The 16,494-nt window shown below is 45.6% G+C and carries 15 protein-coding genes and 1 pseudogene; 13 read left to right on the top strand and 3 right to left on the bottom strand.

The features are described from left to right. Positions 1–33: 33 nt before the first annotated feature. The 6 genes from infB (at position 34) to ribF (ending at position 6,374) form a co-directional block, all read left to right on the top strand. Positions 34–2,349, top strand: coding sequence for a translation initiation factor IF-2 (infB, locus tag AB3114_RS02900; protein ID WP_367341761.1), 2,316 nt, complete (start codon positions 34–36; stop codon positions 2,347–2,349). A gap of 11 nt (positions 2,350–2,360) precedes the next feature. Continuing rightward, complete coding sequence (rbfA, locus tag AB3114_RS02895) at positions 2,361–2,726, top strand: 30S ribosome-binding factor RbfA (protein ID WP_367341760.1); 366 nt, start codon at positions 2,361–2,363, stop codon at positions 2,724–2,726. Positions 2,727–2,780: 54 nt separating this feature from the next. After that, positions 2,781–3,641: an NAD(P)-dependent oxidoreductase gene (locus AB3114_RS02890; protein WP_367341759.1), complete on the top strand. Its 861-nt coding sequence runs from the start codon at positions 2,781–2,783 to the stop codon at positions 3,639–3,641. Between the two features lie 83 nt (positions 3,642–3,724). After that, a complete protein-coding gene (locus AB3114_RS02885; RefSeq protein ID WP_367341758.1) occupies positions 3,725–4,369 on the top strand; it encodes a sugar O-acetyltransferase in 645 nt (214 codons plus the stop codon). Positions 4,370–4,497: 128 nt separating this feature from the next. Further along, positions 4,498–5,406 (top strand): tRNA pseudouridine(55) synthase TruB, encoded by a 909-nt coding sequence (gene truB / locus AB3114_RS02880; RefSeq protein ID WP_367341757.1) that lies wholly within the window; start codon positions 4,498–4,500, stop codon positions 5,404–5,406. Positions 5,407–5,411: 5 nt separating this feature from the next. Then, entirely contained in the window at positions 5,412–6,374 is a 963-nt protein-coding gene (ribF, locus tag AB3114_RS02875) for a riboflavin biosynthesis protein RibF (RefSeq protein ID WP_367341756.1), read from the top strand. A 56-nt stretch (positions 6,375–6,430) separates the two neighbouring features. Here the strand turns inward: ribF and AB3114_RS02870 are convergent, their stop codons facing one another. Further along, entirely contained in the window at positions 6,431–6,805 is a 375-nt protein-coding gene (locus AB3114_RS02870) for a hypothetical protein (RefSeq protein WP_367341755.1), read from the bottom strand. Between the two features lie 117 nt (positions 6,806–6,922). Here AB3114_RS02870 and hrcA point away from each other — a divergent pair, with 117 nt between their 5' ends. The 4 genes from hrcA (at position 6,923) to dnaJ (ending at position 11,763) form a co-directional block, all read left to right on the top strand. Next, a complete protein-coding gene (gene hrcA / locus AB3114_RS02865; protein WP_367341754.1) occupies positions 6,923–7,972 on the top strand; it encodes a heat-inducible transcriptional repressor HrcA in 1,050 nt (349 codons plus the stop codon). Between the two features lie 11 nt (positions 7,973–7,983). Next, positions 7,984–8,556 carry a nucleotide exchange factor GrpE gene (gene grpE / locus AB3114_RS02860; RefSeq protein ID WP_367341753.1) on the top strand — a complete coding sequence of 191 codons (573 nt, stop codon included), beginning with the start codon at positions 7,984–7,986 and terminating at the stop codon, positions 8,554–8,556. A 33-nt stretch (positions 8,557–8,589) separates the two neighbouring features. Continuing rightward, entirely contained in the window at positions 8,590–10,488 is a 1,899-nt protein-coding gene (gene dnaK, locus AB3114_RS02855; RefSeq protein ID WP_367341752.1) for a molecular chaperone DnaK, read from the top strand. A 123-nt stretch (positions 10,489–10,611) separates the two neighbouring features. Next, on the top strand, positions 10,612–11,763 hold the full coding sequence (gene dnaJ / locus AB3114_RS02850; protein ID WP_367341751.1) for a molecular chaperone DnaJ: 1,152 nt from the start codon (positions 10,612–10,614) through the stop codon (positions 11,761–11,763). A gap of 85 nt (positions 11,764–11,848) precedes the next feature. Here the strand turns inward: dnaJ and AB3114_RS02845 are convergent, their stop codons facing one another. Continuing rightward, on the bottom strand, positions 11,849–12,355 hold the full coding sequence (locus AB3114_RS02845; RefSeq protein WP_367341906.1) for a DMT family transporter: 507 nt from the start codon (positions 12,353–12,355) through the stop codon (positions 11,849–11,851). Positions 12,356–12,364: 9 nt separating this feature from the next. Further along, positions 12,365–12,787 (bottom strand): annotated as a pseudogene (locus tag AB3114_RS02840) (DMT family transporter); the annotation flags it as partial. 243 nt (positions 12,788–13,030) lie between these two features. On the opposite strand from AB3114_RS02840, the gene AB3114_RS02835 reads away from it, so the two are divergent. From AB3114_RS02835 to lepA, 3 genes are all read left to right on the top strand, one after another. Next, positions 13,031–14,002, top strand: coding sequence for a LysM peptidoglycan-binding domain-containing protein (locus tag AB3114_RS02835; protein WP_367341750.1), 972 nt, complete (start codon positions 13,031–13,033; stop codon positions 14,000–14,002). A gap of 12 nt (positions 14,003–14,014) precedes the next feature. Beyond that, the gene (locus AB3114_RS02830; protein WP_367341749.1) at positions 14,015–14,530 is read left to right on the top strand and encodes a hypothetical protein; all 516 of its coding nucleotides are present in this window, start codon (positions 14,015–14,017) and stop codon (positions 14,528–14,530) included. 107 nt (positions 14,531–14,637) lie between these two features. After that, positions 14,638–16,467 (top strand): translation elongation factor 4, encoded by a 1,830-nt coding sequence (lepA, locus tag AB3114_RS02825; protein ID WP_367341748.1) that lies wholly within the window; start codon positions 14,638–14,640, stop codon positions 16,465–16,467. The last annotated feature ends 27 nt before the right edge of the window (positions 16,468–16,494 follow it).

The raw sequence follows: 16,494 nt of genomic DNA, 5'->3' as shown, positions 1-16,494 counted from the left end.
CCATTAACTTAAAAAGTAAAGGAGCGTGGACGTATGGCCAAGGAACGAATTTATGAATTAGCCAAAGAACTTGGCATGCCAAGTAAGAAACTGGTTGATTTGGCCAAGCGCCAGGGAATGTCAGTCAAGACCCACATGTCTTCTGTGACCCCGGAAGAAGCAGGAAAATTACGGTCAATTGCAAAGGGTGGATCAAAGAAGTCTGCACCTCAGCAGCATCATGATCAACAAAATCATGGTAATCATGCTAGTCATCAGAATCAGCAAGCTGCCGAACACCGCAAGCCTGCCAAAAATGATCATGCAGTGAAGGCTCAGCACGGTGCAAATGAACAACACCATGGCAACCGCCATAATAACCATGTTAACCAGAATCAGCACAACCAAAATAATAACAATCATGAACAACATAATGACCGCAATAATTCCAGAAACGGTCGTTTTGGGGGCAGTTTGAATAATAACGATAAAAAGGGTCGTAAGAACAAGAAGCGTAGCCGAAAACAACGTCGCCAAGAACGCAAGAATCGGCGTTTGAAGCAGGTTGCCCACAAACAGCCAACTGCTCGTAAAGATCGGCCATTGCCGGATGTACTGGAATACACAGATGGCATGAACGCCCAGGATCTTTCAAAGCTTCTGCACCGCTCAACAGCAGAAATTGTCAAGAAACTCTTTATGCTTGGCGTAATGGTCAACCAAAACCAGTCACTCGATAAAGATACGATTGAAATCCTAGCTGCTGATTACGGTATCAAGGCCAAGGAAAAGGTGCAGGTGGATGTTGCTGACTTGGATAAGTTCTTTGAAGAGGAATCCAACAACGAAGAAAACATGGTGCCACGTCCACCGGTAGTTACGGTCATGGGACACGTTGACCACGGTAAGACGACTCTGCTGGATAAGATTCGTCACACACACGTTACTGCGCACGAAGCCGGTGGGATCACGCAAGCTATCGGTGCCTACCAGGTTAAGTATGACGGTAAAATGATCACCTTCCTAGACACTCCAGGTCACGCTGCCTTTACTGAAATGCGTGCTCGTGGTGCTAATATCACGGATATTACGGTCCTGGTTGTTGCCGCCGATGATGGTGTGATGCCACAAACGGTTGAAGCTATCAACCACGCTAAAGCTGCCGGCACACCAATTATCGTCGCTGTCAACAAGATTGATAAACCAGGTGCCAATCCTGACCACGTTACCCAGCAATTAACGAAATATGGCCTGATCCCCGAAGACTGGGGTGGTGACACCATCTATGTCCAGATTTCGGCTAAGTTTGGCAAGAACATTGATGAACTGCTGGACAACATTTTGCTGCAGGCCGAAGTGATGGAATTGAAGGCTAACCCGAAGCAAAATGCCGCTGGTTCTGTTGTTGAAGCTCGGCTGGACCAAGGTCGTGGTGCCGTTGCCACACTGCTGATTCAACAGGGAACAATGCACGTCGGTGATCCGATTGTTGTCGGTAACACCTACGGTCGTGTGCGGACCATGAATAACGAAAACGGTCATGCTATTAAAGAAGCAACTCCATCGACACCAGTGGAAATCACCGGTTTGAACGATGTACCAGAAGCCGGGGACCGCTTCGTTGTCTTTGATGACGAAAAGACAGCCCGGGCAGCTGGTGAAGAGCGTGCTAAGCGTGCTCTTGAAGAAGAACGTCAGCGGACTTCACACGTTACCCTGGATAACCTCTTTGCCACGATGAAGAAGGGTGAAATGAAGACCCTGCCGCTGATCATCAAGGCGGATGTCCAAGGTTCCGTTGAGGCGCTGAGTCAATCCCTTGAAAAGATCAAGGTTGATGGTGTGCGTGTCGACATTATTCACAAAGCTGTCGGTGCCATTTCGGAATCAGACGTGACCTTAGCCGAAGCTTCCAACGCCGTTATCATCGGCTTTAACGTTCGGCCAACGCCGATCGCAAAGTCTGAAGCGGACCGGAGTCATATCGACATTCGTCTGCACCGGGTTATTTACGATGCCATTGAAGAAGTCGAAGACGCCATGAAGGGGATGCTGGAGCCTGTCTACAAGGAAGAAACCCTTGGTCAGGTTGAAGTTCGGCAGCTTTACCATGCTTCTAAGGTCGGCACGATTGCCGGTGGAATGGTCACCCAGGGTAAGATTACCCGGGATGCCAAAGTTCGCTTAGTTCGTGATGGTATCGTTGTCTACGAAGGTGAACTCGGTAGCCTGAAACGTTTCCAAGACGATGTTAAGGAAGTTAAGCAGGGCTATGAATGTGGTTTGACAATTGAAAATTACAACGACATCAAGGAAAACGATGTTATCGAAGCTTACCAAATGAAACAAGTCCCTGCTGATAAAAAGTAGGAGGCACATCAATGCCAAACAAACATTATCGCGTGGACCGTTTGGCCCAAGAAATCAAACGCGAAGTCGATGATATTCTTTTAAAGCGAATTCGTGACCCCCGTGTTCAAGGGGTTACCATTACTGGCGTAGACGTAACCGGAGATTTACAGCAGGCTACGATTTACTACAGTATCTTATCTGATAAGGCTTCTGATGGTGAAAAGACTCAAGCTGGGCTTGATAAAGCAACGGGCATGATCCGTTCTATTTTGGGTGGCCGTTTGAATATTTTTAAGACGCCTGAAATCAGCTTTAAACGCGACCCATCGATTGCGTATGGTAACCGGATCGACCAGTTACTGAATGAACTTCACCAAAAAGATCACGAATTCTAATCTAAATCAGCCGCAGTCTCAACGACTGCGGCTTTTATGATAGGAGGTATTGTCATGAACATTGGTTTTATTGGTACAGGTGTGATGGGCACCGGCATTATCAACAATTTGCTGAAAGCTGGCCACCAGGTAACTGTCTACAACCGTACAAAGGCTCATGCCCAGCCGGTAATTGATAACGGCGCAGTTTGGACTGATTCCTCAGCAGAAGCAGCTAAGAATGCAGATGTTGTAATGACCATGGTTGGCTTCCCCCAGGACGTAAAAGACGTTTATGGAGGTCAGCATGGTGTGATGTCAGCCATCCGCCCACATCAATTACTAATTGATCTTACTACTAGCGATCCGACACTGGCTGCCCAATTAGCTGATCAAGCCCAAAAGAAGGGTGCTGAGATGTTGGATGCCCCGGTATCTGGCGGAGACGTTGGCGCTAAAAATGGTACCTTAACCGTGATGGTAGGTGGGGATCGCGATGTTTTAAACCAACATTTAGACCTTTTCCACGACTTTAGCAAAACCATCCATTACTTTGGACCCGCTGGGAGTGGTCAAAATGCCAAAATGGCCAACCAAATCATGATTGCCGGGACGATGACGGGGATGAGCGAGTGTTTAGCATATGCCAAGAAGGCACATCTAAAGTTGGATGAAGTTCTGGCTACCGTCGGCAATGGTGCCGCAGCCAACTGGTCTCTCTCTAATTACGGTCCCCGTATTTTGAAAGACGACTATACACCTGGCTTTTTCGTTAAGCACTTTGTCAAAGACTTGCGGATTGCCTTGACGCAGGCGGATAAAATGCACTTAGATTTACCAGCAACAAAAGAGGCTAAGAAGCTTTACGAACAACTGATGGATCAAGGACACGGCGATGACGGCACTCAAGCACTGATCAAGTTGTGGTGGAAATAAGATACCTCCCTTTATTCGTGCAAGCGTTTGCAAAAAGATCAAGCTTTTGTTAGCATATAAGAAAACGCTTACGGAGGCTTATCATGACAACCGAAAAAGATTTAATGCTAGCTGGCCAACCTTATATTGCGGCAGACCCACAGTTGTCTAAAGAACGGGCACGGGGTCACCAGTTGGTTTATGAATTCAACCAAATTTCACCACGCGAACAGGATCGTGCGGAAAAGTTGTTGAATGAGAAAATCATTGATGCCCCGTCGATGGACGCTTTCATCGATTTACCGGTGCATATTGACTACGGGCCCAACATTCACGTAGGCAAACGCTTTTACGCTAACTTTAACTGTACTTTTCTGGATTCGGCGCCGATTACAATTGGTGATAACGTGATGCTTGCCCCTAATGTCAGCCTATATACTGCTGGACATCCCCTTGATGCTGCTGTTCGGAATGACCCGATGGATCTAGAAACAGCTGAGCCAATCACAATTGGTAACGATGTTTGGCTGGGTGGCAGCGTGGTGGTTTGCCCAGGTGTGACGATCGGCAATAACGTTGTGGTTGGTGCCGGTGCCGTGGTGACTAAGGACGTTCCCGATAACGTTGTTGTGGTTGGTAATCCTGCTCACGTCTTGCGTAAATTAACGACTGATGACCATCAATTCTGGGACCACCAACGTGTGCTACATGACCAGCGGATTAAGGGTAGTGTAGATTTTAACAAATAAATGATTAGATAAAGGCAATAACCGGAGCAGATATTCGGTTATTGCTTTTTTTGGGAATAAGCGTTACCGCTGTTAAAGAACGTGGAATGTGTTATTCTATGTTGGTGATTATTTTCGGAGGTGATCTTGTGGATGGAATCATTCCACTTTATAAAGAACGTGGTATGACGAGTTTTGACTGTGTCAATCGGGTTAAGCACATTGTGCACGAAAAGCATGTCGGTCATGCTGGTACATTAGATCCCAATGTCGACGGTGTTTTGCCAATTTGTATTGGCAAAGCTACAAAGTGCGTCGACTTTCTTCATGAAAAACCCAAGGAGTATAGTGGTGAGTTGACAATTGGGTTTGCAACAACGACTGAAGACCTCGATGGCGAGGTCGTTGATCGGAAAAAAGTGGCAGACAAGATCACGGATGAAGAAGTGCAGAATGCCATGTCGGCAATGACTGGTCATATCAAGCAGATTCCACCGATGTACTCTTCTGTGAAGGTCAATGGCCGACGCTTATATGAATATGCGCGTGCGGGCGAGAAGGTCGAACGCCCCGAACGTGAAGTGAACATCATCAGTTTTAAAATGATCGCTAATGACTTTGATTCTCAAAAGGATCAACAACGAGTTAGTTTTACGGTTAAGTGTAGCAAGGGTACCTATGTGCGCACTTTAGCTGTTGATCTGGCCAAAAAACTTGGCTATCCGGGAGTAATGAGTTCGCTGACGCGTATCAGTAGTGGGGGCTTTTCACTGGACCAGACCCTTAGTCTTGAAGATTTATCTGATCTTGCTGCAAACCAGTTAATCAGTCAGTATATTTTGCCACTCGACATTGTTTTTGAAGATTGGCAACACGTTAACCTGACGAAGGAACAGTGGCAAGCTGTTCAAAACGGCGCTTGGCTCAAGGTCGGTGAGCTTCCTCACAATTCCAAACAACGGCTAGCTTTAACTTACCAGAGCCAGATTAAAGCACTCTATTACCGCCGTGATACAGATCACTACGCGCCGCTTAAGATGATTTCTACGAAAGCGTGATTGAAATGCGAGTTATTAAGATCCACCACCCGCTCAATCTGCAATTAATTCCGGCGGGACAAACCATATTAGCAATGGGCTTTTTTGATGGCGTCCACCGTGGACACCAAGCCGTCATTAAGCGTGCTAAAAGGGAAGCACAACGGCGGCACTTGCCTTTAGCAGTGTTAACATATAACCACACTCCCCAGATCGTCTACCGCCGCTTTGACCGTGGCGTTCATTATTTGACGGGTAACCGGCGAAAATTTGAATTGTTAGCGCATTTAGGCGTTGACCTTGTTTACGAGATTGACTTTACTTCGGATTTTGGTGCCCAGTCACCCCAAGAGTTTGTCGATGCTTATTTAGTAGCCATGCATCCGGCTGCTGTGGTGGCAGGTTTTGACCATACTTATGGTCCCAAGGACACGGCTACCATGTCATTGTTGCCGAAGTATGCACGCCGTCGCTTCGATGTCATTACTGTTCCGAAGATGCCCATTGGTAACGGAAAAGAAAAGGTTGGCTCCACGCAAATCAAGAAGACCATCTGGAATGGGCAAATTGAGCAGGCCAATGCTTCGTTAGGTTATGTCTACCAAACTGCTGGTATCGTCGTCCACGGATTTGCTAGGGGTCGCCAAATTGGCTTTCCCACTTTGAATATCGATTGGCCACGTTGGTGCGTACTCCCCAAAACAGGTGTTTATGTCACGCGCGTCCTGGTTAATGGCCATTGGTATGGTGGAATGGCAAACATCGGTTATGATGAGACGTTCGGCGATGATGCTGATAAAACTCTTGAGATTTTCCTTTTTAATTTTCACCATGAAGTTTATGGTGAAACTGTGCGGGTTAACTGGTATCAACGATTGCGTGATACAGTGAAATTTAATTCGGTTGCTGAATTGGTTGCTCAGATGAAACAAGATGAGCAAGCTTGCCAGAAGTACTTAGATAGGCATCCGATGACCACTAACAAATAAAAATTACCCCTTAAGATGACTTCAGGCCAACTTAAGGGGTTTTCATCTATACTCTTTTAGTGTCTGCTGCTTCTATGATTGCTGACATTGTGGATTTTATGAACACGGCGTTTGATATGATGAGCCGGTTTGTCAGTATCGAGCTTAAAGTGTTTCATCTTACCAGGGAAATTATGGCCTGACATGCGCACGGGTGCCCAGCTTTGCATGATGGCGGTCATCGACTGCAAATCATCCATTAAATGCTTGTCATTTTCCCTTAGAGCGGCTTGTTTGATGTCGCTGCCTAAACGCACGACTAAGTTTTGGTGATATTGCATTAATTCGCTAGTTAAAGGCGCATTGCGGTACTTATTGAACAATTTTTGGATGATTTCCATTGCGTCGCGGGCGCTGGTAGGTTGGACATAACGGTGTTGTTCATCTGCCATATGTATTCCTCCTAAAAAATCTTTGACGTTTCTTGACTTTTCAAGACTTGGTTGGTATATTAGAAAATGTATTTAGCACTTAACAGTGTCGAGTGCTAAAAAGGGAAGTGGTGATAATTGCTTACACAACGTCAAAAGGATATTCTGCAGCAGATTGTACGTCAGTACACCGCGACTGGTCAACCTGTCGGGTCTAAGGTGTTAGCTACACGCTTGCCCCAAAAGGTTAGTTCAGCAACTGTCCGCAATGAGATGGCAGTTCTGGAAAAAGCAGGTTTGATTACAAAAGAGCATTCTAGCTCTGGACGTCTTCCTTCTAAGAAGGGCTACCGTTATTACGTGGATCACTTGCTTAATCCTGACGCAGTTACGGATAACGATTTGCTGGTAATTCAGCATTCGTTGGGAATCGGTTTTCATAAGATTGATGAACTGATTTCTCATTCTGCCGATATTTTGTCGCAACTAACGAGTTATACGGCTTTTACTTTAAAACCTGAGCAGAAGGAGGTTCGCCTCAGCGGCTTTCGTTTGGTACCTTTAGGCAACCAGAAAGTAATTGCTATTCTGGTGACTGACTCGGGTGACATTGAAAGTCAGTCGTTTACATTGCCACGGTCCATTAATCCGGAAGCTTTGGAGATGGTTGTACGGATGATCAATGATCAGTTGACTGGTCAGCCTTTGACTGACGTTATTAGTCGGCTGAAAACTGATATCCCTGCTAAGATTACACAGTATCTGCAAAGCCCGGACGGCTTTCTTGACGTCTTTGACAATGTTTTACAATCGGCTGTTCGTGAGCGATTCTTCGTCGGCGGTAGGATGAACTTGTTGGGATACTCTGAACGGCAAGACCCGAGTGCGATGAAGGCATTGTATGGTTTGCTGGATCAAAATGATCGTCTGTCACACTTAATCGATGCTGATTCACCGGAACAGGGAATTAGTGTTAAGATTGGCAACGAGATTTCCAAGAGCAAAGTGATGGAAGACTACAGCTTGATCACTGCTACCTACGATGTTAGTCAGTACGGTCGGGGGATTATCGCTGTATTGGGTCCAACTCGGATGCCGTACTCAAGAACTATTGGTATTATTGATGCTTTTCGGCGTGAGTTAGCCAAACGTTTACTCAATTACTATCACCGTTATTATGATGAATAGGAGGAAATTAGATGGCTGAAAAAGATCAAAAACAGTCTGCACCTAAGGCAGATCAAGCTAAGGATGCCAAACAAAAAGATCAGCCAACAAAAAAGGATGCATCAACCAGTGACCAAAAGGTGAAGGATTTACAAAAACAGGTTGATGATCTGAAAAAGCAGCTGGCTGACAAGGATGATCAATACTTGCGCGCTGAAGCAGAAATTCAAAATATGAATCGCCACTTTAATGACGAGCGTGCAAGTTTAATTAAGTATGAAGGACAGGCTCTTATCAAAGAAATCCTGCCTGTGCTGGATAACTTACAGCGGGCACTGAGCACCAAAGCAGAAGGCGATGAAGCCAAGCAGTTGCACGAAGGTATTCAAATGGTTTACACCCACTTTGAACATGCCTTGCGCAATCATGGTGTTACTAAAATTGATGCTGATGGGAAGCCTTTTGATCCGAATGTTCAGCAAGCAGTTCAAACGGTTCCTGCTGACAAAGATCATAAAGCTGATACGGTTGTCCGCGTGCTGCAGGATGGCTTCATGCTGAAAGACCGCGTCCTGCGTCCAGCAATGGTAATCGTTGCTCAATAAATTTGAAATTTAGCAATAAAAGAGGGATAAACAATGGCAAGCAATAAGATTATTGGTATTGACTTGGGGACTACGAACTCCGCTGTTGCCGTAATGGAAGGTAATGAACCAAAGATCATCACTAACCCTGACGGTGGCCGGACGACCCCATCTGTTGTTGCATTCAAGAACGGTGAAACTCAGGTTGGTGACGTTGCAAAGCGTCAAGCAATTACTAACCCTAACACTATTAGTTCAATCAAGAGCCACATGGGTGAAGCAGGCTACACCGTTGAAGTTGAAGGTAAAAAGTACACGCCACAAGAAATTTCAGCGATGATTCTTCAATACATTAAGAAGTACGCCGAAGATTACATTGGCGACACGGTTGACAAGGCTGTCATCACTGTACCTGCCTACTTCAATGACGCTCAACGGCAAGCTACCAAGGATGCTGGTAAGATTGCCGGTTTGGATGTCAAGCGGATCATCAACGAACCAACCGCTTCTTCACTGGCTTATGGCCTTGACAAGGAAGACAAGGATGAAAAGATTCTGGTCTACGACCTTGGTGGTGGTACTTTTGATGTTTCCATCCTGGAATTAGGCGACGGTGTCTTCCAAGTTCTCTCTACTAATGGTGACACCCACCTGGGTGGTGATGACTTCGATAAGAAGATCATGAACTGGCTGATGGATTCATTTAAGGAAGAACACAACATCGACCTCAGCAAGGATAAGATGGCTCTGCAACGTCTGAAGGACGCCGCTGAAAAGGCTAAGAAGGAACTGTCCAGTGCCCAACAAGCTGACATCAGTCTGCCATTTATTGCCCAGGATCCTAACACCCAAGGCCCTGTTCACTTGAACACAACTCTGACACGGGCTAAGTTCAACCAGTTGACTAATGACCTGGTTGAAAAGACGAAGCAACCTGTTATGAACGCTTTGAGCGATGCTGATCTGAGCTTCAACGACATTGACCAAGTTATTTTGAACGGTGGTTCTACCCGGATTCCTGCTGTTCAGGAAATGGTCAAGGACTTAACTGGCAAGGAACCAACCCACTCCATCAACCCTGACGAAGCCGTTGCCCTGGGTGCTGCTATCCAAGGTGGTGTGCTGACTGGTGATGTTAAGGACGTTGTTCTGCTTGATGTTACGCCACTGTCACTTGGTATTGAAACCATGGGTGGTGTCATGACTAAGCTGATTCCACGGAACACGACGATTCCTACTTCCAAGAGCCAAATCTTCTCAACTGCCGCTGATAACCAGTCAGCCGTTGATATCCACGTTCTGCAAGGTGAACGTCCGATGGCTGCTGACAACAAGACGCTGGGCAACTTCCAGCTGACTGACATCCCAGCTGCTCCTCGTGGTGTACCTCAAATCAAGGTTACCTTCGATATCGACAAGAACGGGATCGTCAACGTTTCAGCCGAAGACCAAGGGACGCACAAGAAGCAAAATATCACTATCAAGTCCAGTTCCGGTCTGTCAGATGAAGAAATCGAACGGATGAAGAAGGATGCTGAAGAGCACGCTGAAGCTGACAAGAAGAAGAAGGAACAGGTTGACTTAAACAACGAAGCCGACCAACTGATCTTCCAAACTGACAAGACCCTGAAGCAATTGAAGGGCAAGGTTTCTGACGACGAACTGAAGAAGGCTCAGGATGCCCGAGATGCCCTGAAGAAGGCTAAGGACGACAAGAATTATGACGAAATGAAGTCCAAGAAGGACGACTTGACTAAGATTGTTCAAGATCTGTCCGTCAAGTTGTACCAACAGGCTCAGCAAAATAACCAAGCAAATGGTAACAATGCTAACCCGAATGGCAATAACGGTGGTGCCAACAATGGTGGCCAGAATAACAATGGCAACCAGGGCAACGGCAAGACCGTCAACGGAGACTTCACGGAAGTCAATCCTGACGATGACAAGAAGTAATCGTTAGTTGAAGTCAAAATGAAAAACCAAAGGCCAGGAAACCGGACTTTGGTTTTTCCTGTCTTGTAAAACATGTTATAACTATTAAAGTAGTTAATAACACACGTAAGATGAGGGATGCAGATGGCAGAAAAAAACTATTATGACATTTTAGGTGTTAGCAAGGATGCTTCGGATGCTGACATCAAGCATGCTTTCCGGCGTCTGGCTGCTAAGTATCACCCGGATGTAAACCATGCCCCTGATGCTGCACAAAAGTTCAAGGAAATTAACGAAGCTTACCAGGTACTCGGCAATAAGGAAAAGCGTGCCCAGTATGATCAGTTTGGTGAAGCCGGCGTTAACGGTCAAGGCGGCTTTGGCGGTGGTCAGGGTCAAGCTGGCGGTTTTGGTGGCTTCGGTGACTTTGGCGGTAGCGGATTTGACGACATTTTCAATATGTTTACCGGCGGTGGTCGTCGACAAAACCCCAACGCGCCTCGTCAAGGTCGTGACTTGCAATACACCATGAGTCTAACGTTCATGGACGCGGTATTTGGTAAAGAAACTAAAATTCGTTATAACCGTCAAGAAGAGTGTCAGACTTGTCACGGCTCCGGTGCTCGTCCTGGGACTTCTCCTGAAACGTGTCCGCGTTGTCAAGGTCGTGGGGTCATCATGCAAGTCCGGAATACGCCGTTAGGACGAATGCAAACGCAGACAACCTGTCCTGAATGTGGTGGCACCGGTCAGATAATTAAGGATAAGTGTGCAACTTGTCAGGGTACTGGCCGTGTCAACAAACGACATGAGCTCAAGGTGAAAGTCCCGGCTGGTGTTGATGACGGTTCTCAGATGCGTCTGGCTGGTCAGGGTGAAGCCGGTACTCACGGTGGGCCTTATGGTGACCTTTACATTGTCTTCCACGTTGCACCTAGCAAAGACTTCCAGCGTGATGGCAGTGAAATCTATGTTGACCAAAATATTAGCTTTGCCCAAGCTGCTTTAGGTGATAAGGTCAAAGTTAAGACTGTTCACGGTGATGTTGACTTGAAGATCCCTGCAGGTACTCAATCCGAAACTGATTTTAGGTTGCGTAACAAGGGTGTCCCGCACTTGAACGGTAGCGGTAACGGGGATGAGCATGTTCGCATCCATGTTCAAACGCCGACAAAGATGAATAAGCGTCAACGTGAAGCCATGGCTGCTTTTGCGGCTGCCAGTGGTCAAAAGGTCAGTGGTGTTAAGCCGGGCTTCTTTGAGAAGCTGAAAGATGCTTTTGACGATAATAAATAACAAGAAAAATTCATTGTGAAATTGAACAGCGCTGGATAGAATCTTTTGATTCTATCCAGCGCTGTTTATTTTATTGTGCTTTTGTCTAGTTTTCGTTAATTAAAACAATCCCTAACAAAGCGACGACAAGGCCAATTAACTTGGCAACAGAAACTGGCTTGATGGACGCCCCAAATAATCCCCACTGATCAATAACTACGCTAAAAGTCAACTGACCAAAAAGTGAACTGATGACAACGGTACCTGTGCCGAGGACAGGTACCAACCAGGCTGAACTGAAGCTAAATAATATTCCAAGAAGACCACCAAGTAGTAACCACCAGTGATAATGAACGCCAGTAACTATTCCTCTCAAGTTGCGGTATGAAACATGCTGGCCAACGAGCAGTAGGTTTAACAATATTAAACTGATGGTAAAGGAAATAGTCACTGCATAGAGCGATGAATGCAAAATAATTCCTAAATGGCCATTGATTGATGACTGGACGGCCATGACCATTCCCGTGATCACTGCCAATAATTGCCACCCGAATTGATGACTTGAGATAATTTCCGGATGAGCAGATGATTCTTTGGAGGAAAGATTTGTCAACAATACTCCAGTTACGAGAAGGAGAACCCCACATAAGCGCCAAATATTTAGCCGGTGAACTGGCGAGTAAAACCAGCCAAATTGATCAACTAGCAAGCTCATTATTATTTGCCCGCCAACTGCTAACAGTGAAGTTTGAACACTTCCAAGGACTGGAAATAAGAGGATAAAAGCTGTCATCCCAAAGACGCCACAAAACCCGCCTAGCCAAATCCATAATGGTTGGTGGAAGACATTGAGGTGCAGACTCAGCTGTGTTCGAGTAAAGATCATAGCAAGGACGAGGAGCAGCCATCCAATCGTGAATGAAACCAGTGACGCAAGATATGGAGATTTCACATAACTTCGTAAACGTGAATTAATTGCAGACTGTGCCGCTAATCCGCCTCCAAAAATAATCGGTATTATGGAAAGTAAGTTCGTTGTTATCACCACCAGATAAGTTTTATTTCTACCTTAAAATACAGAAATGATCCTTTCAAGGTTGAAAATTTAAATGCACAAGAAGCACTGTGAATGATTGAATTTTAATTTTCCCTTTTAATAATGATGAACTTGTCTTAGATTATTTTGTATTCCTAAATTATTTTAAAGAAGGAAGCATCCTTCTCGTTAATGAAGTATAATGTGAATTGTAAATTTACGGTGTTTATTACCGTTGCGGAGGGATAAAGAATGAACTTCAAGAAGCAAATTGGTGCTGCTGCTTTGACAGCTGTTTTAGTTGCACCACTGGTACTAGCTCCAGTTAGTGCAGCTGCTGATGACTTCTATTCAAACCAAACGACTGCTGAGCAGGCAGATATTACTAACTGGGTGGCTAATACACCCGATCAGATTAGCAATAACATGTCTTCCCAACACATCGATTTGAACAACTTGAATGGTACACGTTATATTATTCAGTGGGGCGACACATTATCCGGCATTTCTGCCGCTACTGGGATTTCAGTACAAAAGTTGGCTTATGACAACAATATTCAAAACGTTAACCTCATTTATGCTGGTGATGTGCTGATTCTGAACCGGGATGGCAGTGTTCCAAGTGATTATCAGGTGACTGGTAACCCTAATGTAGTAGCTCAGACGAAAGTTGTTATTTCTAATACTGATAATTCTGTCAATATTGATAATTCAGTTTACAAGGTTAATAGTGATAACAGCAGTAATAGTACGACTAATAACTACTACCCAACTAAGGGTGATAAGTCACCACAGCAATCTTCTTCCAACAACTCAGCAAATGGCTCTGCATCCAACAGCTCAAATTCAAATAGCTCATCCAGCAGCTCCACCAGCTCTAAGAAGGGGCTCTTCTCCAGCAGTAAGATGAGTGCTGATCAATTTAAGACAGCCGTGGAAAATGACATCAACCAAAGTGATGGGGTACACATTAATTTTGCTGACAACGTGGCAGATGGCAAGACGATCAAGTCCGGCTCAATTACGTTACCGATGCGAAATGCAACGACAGCTAAGATGGTTGCTAAGACTATTGTCGCTGGTTTAAAGGCCAGCGGCCAATTGGACAAGATTAACGGTGCCGGTGACGTGGCTGTTCAACTGAGTTACAGTGGTAGCAAGGTCAATTACCAGATCCAGGCCGCTACCGATGGTAGTCAGTCTTCATCATCAAGCAACAACTAGGGGGCGTGATCAATGGCAAAGAAAAATGCAGACGATTCACGTTCTTCGGTTGAAAAACCGCGTCGTAAGTGGCCATGGATTGTTTTAATCGTTGTGGTTTTGCTGGTTCTTGGTGGTGGATATTACCACTTTACTCATGATGTGGCCAACCAGGTACCAGGAAACTCGTATAGTTACAGTAATCCAACAACAAAACGCAAATTATACATGACTTTTGCTAAGACCGGTAACGAAGTCGTTGTGACCCAAAGCAAGTCACAGGCCACCAAGGCAGCTGGCAGTGATAGTCAATTCGAAAACGTTTGGCAAAAACAAAACAAATCCAATGGTGGATCGTGGCGCTATAAGGCAGACGGTAGTAAACTGACTTTGGCACAGATGAAGACTAACAACAAAGTGTCACAATGGCAGTACAACAATGTTTTTGCTACCAGTCATAAGTTGACTTCCCATAGCTTTACTTACCAGATTGCCAATGCTGGCCAGGGTAACGTGAAGCAAAAGGTAACTTTTACTAAGATTAATTAGCTGTGTTTTCAGATTAGGGACGCGGGCAAGGCTCAGACTTTGCGTGCGGCCCTTTTCTTTTGCTATACTAGTAGCTGTAACTTAACGGAAGAAGTGAAATGTTGACGATGGATTTTGAAAAAATGAAGGAGCGCCAAAAGCACATTCGGAACTTCTCAATTGTGGCTCATATCGATCATGGCAAATCGACCTTAGCGGACCGCATTTTGGAAATGACGGATACGATCAGCAAGCGGGAGATGAAAAACCAAGTTCTTGATGATATGCCGCTCGAACGGGAACGTGGTATTACGATTAAGCTGAATGCCGTTGCTTTGACCTATCATGCCAAGGACGGTCAGGACTACATTTTTCACCTAATCGACACCCCCGGACACGTTGACTTCTCTTATGAGGTATCGCGTTCACTGGCTGCTTGTGAAGGGGCTGTTTTGGTAGTCGATGCTACCCAAGGTGTTCAAGCCCAGACGTTAGCTAATGTTTACTTGGCAATCGATAATAACCTAACCGTCTTGCCAGTCATCAATAAAATTGACCTGCCTTCAGCTGATCCAGAGGGGACAAAGAAGGAAATTGAAGACGAAATTGGCTTGGATTGTAGCAATGCCTGCGACGTCAGTGCCAAGACTGGTCTAGGAGTCGACAAGGTGCTGGAGCAAATTGTCCACGAGATACCAGCTCCGGATGGTGATTTGAAGGCACCATTAAAAGCCTTAATCTTTGATTCTAAGTATGATGATTACCGCGGTGTTGTCCTTTCCGTCCGGGTTGTTGAAGGCACCGTTAAAAAGGGTGACCGGATTAAGTTGATGAACAGTGGAACCACTTATGAAGTGGCAGAAGTTGGTATCAACTCACCGAAACCATTGCCGCGTGACTACCTGATGGCGGGGGATGTTGGTTACGTCACTGCTGCTATCAAGGACATCAAAGACACCCGGGTCGGTGATACGATTACCGATGCTGATAATCCAACGGATAAGCCACTGGAAGGTTACCGGCAAATGCAGCCAATGGTCTATGCCGGTCTGTACCCGACTGATAACGCGAAGTTCAATGATTTGCGCGATGCACTTGAAAAATTGAAGTTGAATGATGCCGCACTGACTTTTGAACCGGAATCATCACAGGCCCTCGGCTTTGGCTTCCGTTGTGGCTTCCTTGGATTACTTCACATGGACGTGATTCAAGAACGGCTGGAACGTGAATTCAATCTCGACTTAATTACGACGGCGCCGTCAGTTACCTACCACGTCGACCTGCATGATGGTTCGATGGTTGAAGTGGAAAACCCGGCTGAAATGCCTGATGCATCCGAAATTAAGGATATTAAGGAACCATTTGTCAAAGCGTCAATCATGGTCCCTAATGATTACGTCGGCGCCGTGATGGAATTGTGCCAGCATAAACGGGGTAAGTTTGACACGATGGAGTATTTGTCTGATACCCGTGTCAACGTTATCTACCATATTCCACTTGCTGAAATCATCTATGACTTTTTTGATAAGTTGAAGAGCAGTACCCATGGTTATGCATCACTGGATTACGAAATCGATGACTACCAAGTCAGTGACTTGGTTAAAATTGATATTTTGCTGAATAGTGATCGGGTCGATGCCTTGAGCTTTATTACCCACCGTTCGTCAGCGGCCGAGCGTGGGCGCGAAATTGCTACGAAGCTCAAACACATTATTCCACGACAAAACTTTGAAATTCCAATTCAAGCGGCAATTGGTTCTAAGATCATTGCCCGGACTAACATTAAAGCCTACCGGAAAGACGTTACTGCCCGGATTCACACTGGTGATCCGGACCGGCGTGCTAAGCTGCTGGAAAAGCAAAAGCGTGGTAAGAAGAGAATGAAGGCTGTCGGCAAGGTCGACATTCCACAAGAGGCCTTCATGGCAGTTTTGAAGACGGACGAGGAACAGAAATAGCGATGATCGTTGATATATCAAGGCTTC

This window comes from Limosilactobacillus sp. (assembly GCF_040772465.1).
Classification (GTDB): Bacteria; Bacillota; Bacilli; order Lactobacillales; family Lactobacillaceae; genus Limosilactobacillus.
Note: the sequence above shows the minus strand (reverse complement) of the source record. Positions and strands in the feature narration are given on the sequence as shown.

Excerpts from the sequence above, each read along its gene's own strand:
- infB (WP_367341761.1), top strand. The coding sequence starts at position 34 with ATGGCCAAGGAACGAATTTATGAATTAGCCAAAGAACTTGGCATGCCA.
- AB3114_RS02890 (WP_367341759.1), top strand. The coding sequence starts at position 2,781 with ATGAACATTGGTTTTATTGGTACAGGTGTGATGGGCACCGGCATTATC.
- rbfA (WP_367341760.1), top strand. The coding sequence starts at position 2,361 with ATGCCAAACAAACATTATCGCGTGGACCGTTTGGCCCAAGAAATCAAA.
- grpE (WP_367341753.1), top strand. The coding sequence starts at position 7,984 with ATGGCTGAAAAAGATCAAAAACAGTCTGCACCTAAGGCAGATCAAGCT.
- ribF (WP_367341756.1), top strand. The coding sequence starts at position 5,412 with ATGCGAGTTATTAAGATCCACCACCCGCTCAATCTGCAATTAATTCCG.
- dnaJ (WP_367341751.1), top strand. The coding sequence starts at position 10,612 with ATGGCAGAAAAAAACTATTATGACATTTTAGGTGTTAGCAAGGATGCT.
- AB3114_RS02870 (WP_367341755.1), bottom strand. The coding sequence starts at position 6,805 with ATGGCAGATGAACAACACCGTTATGTCCAACCTACCAGCGCCCGCGAC.
- AB3114_RS02830 (WP_367341749.1), top strand. The coding sequence starts at position 14,015 with ATGGCAAAGAAAAATGCAGACGATTCACGTTCTTCGGTTGAAAAACCG.
- dnaK (WP_367341752.1), top strand. The coding sequence starts at position 8,590 with ATGGCAAGCAATAAGATTATTGGTATTGACTTGGGGACTACGAACTCC.
- AB3114_RS02885 (WP_367341758.1), top strand. The coding sequence starts at position 3,725 with ATGACAACCGAAAAAGATTTAATGCTAGCTGGCCAACCTTATATTGCG.
- AB3114_RS02835 (WP_367341750.1), top strand. The coding sequence starts at position 13,031 with ATGAACTTCAAGAAGCAAATTGGTGCTGCTGCTTTGACAGCTGTTTTA.
- lepA (WP_367341748.1), top strand. The coding sequence starts at position 14,638 with ATGGATTTTGAAAAAATGAAGGAGCGCCAAAAGCACATTCGGAACTTC.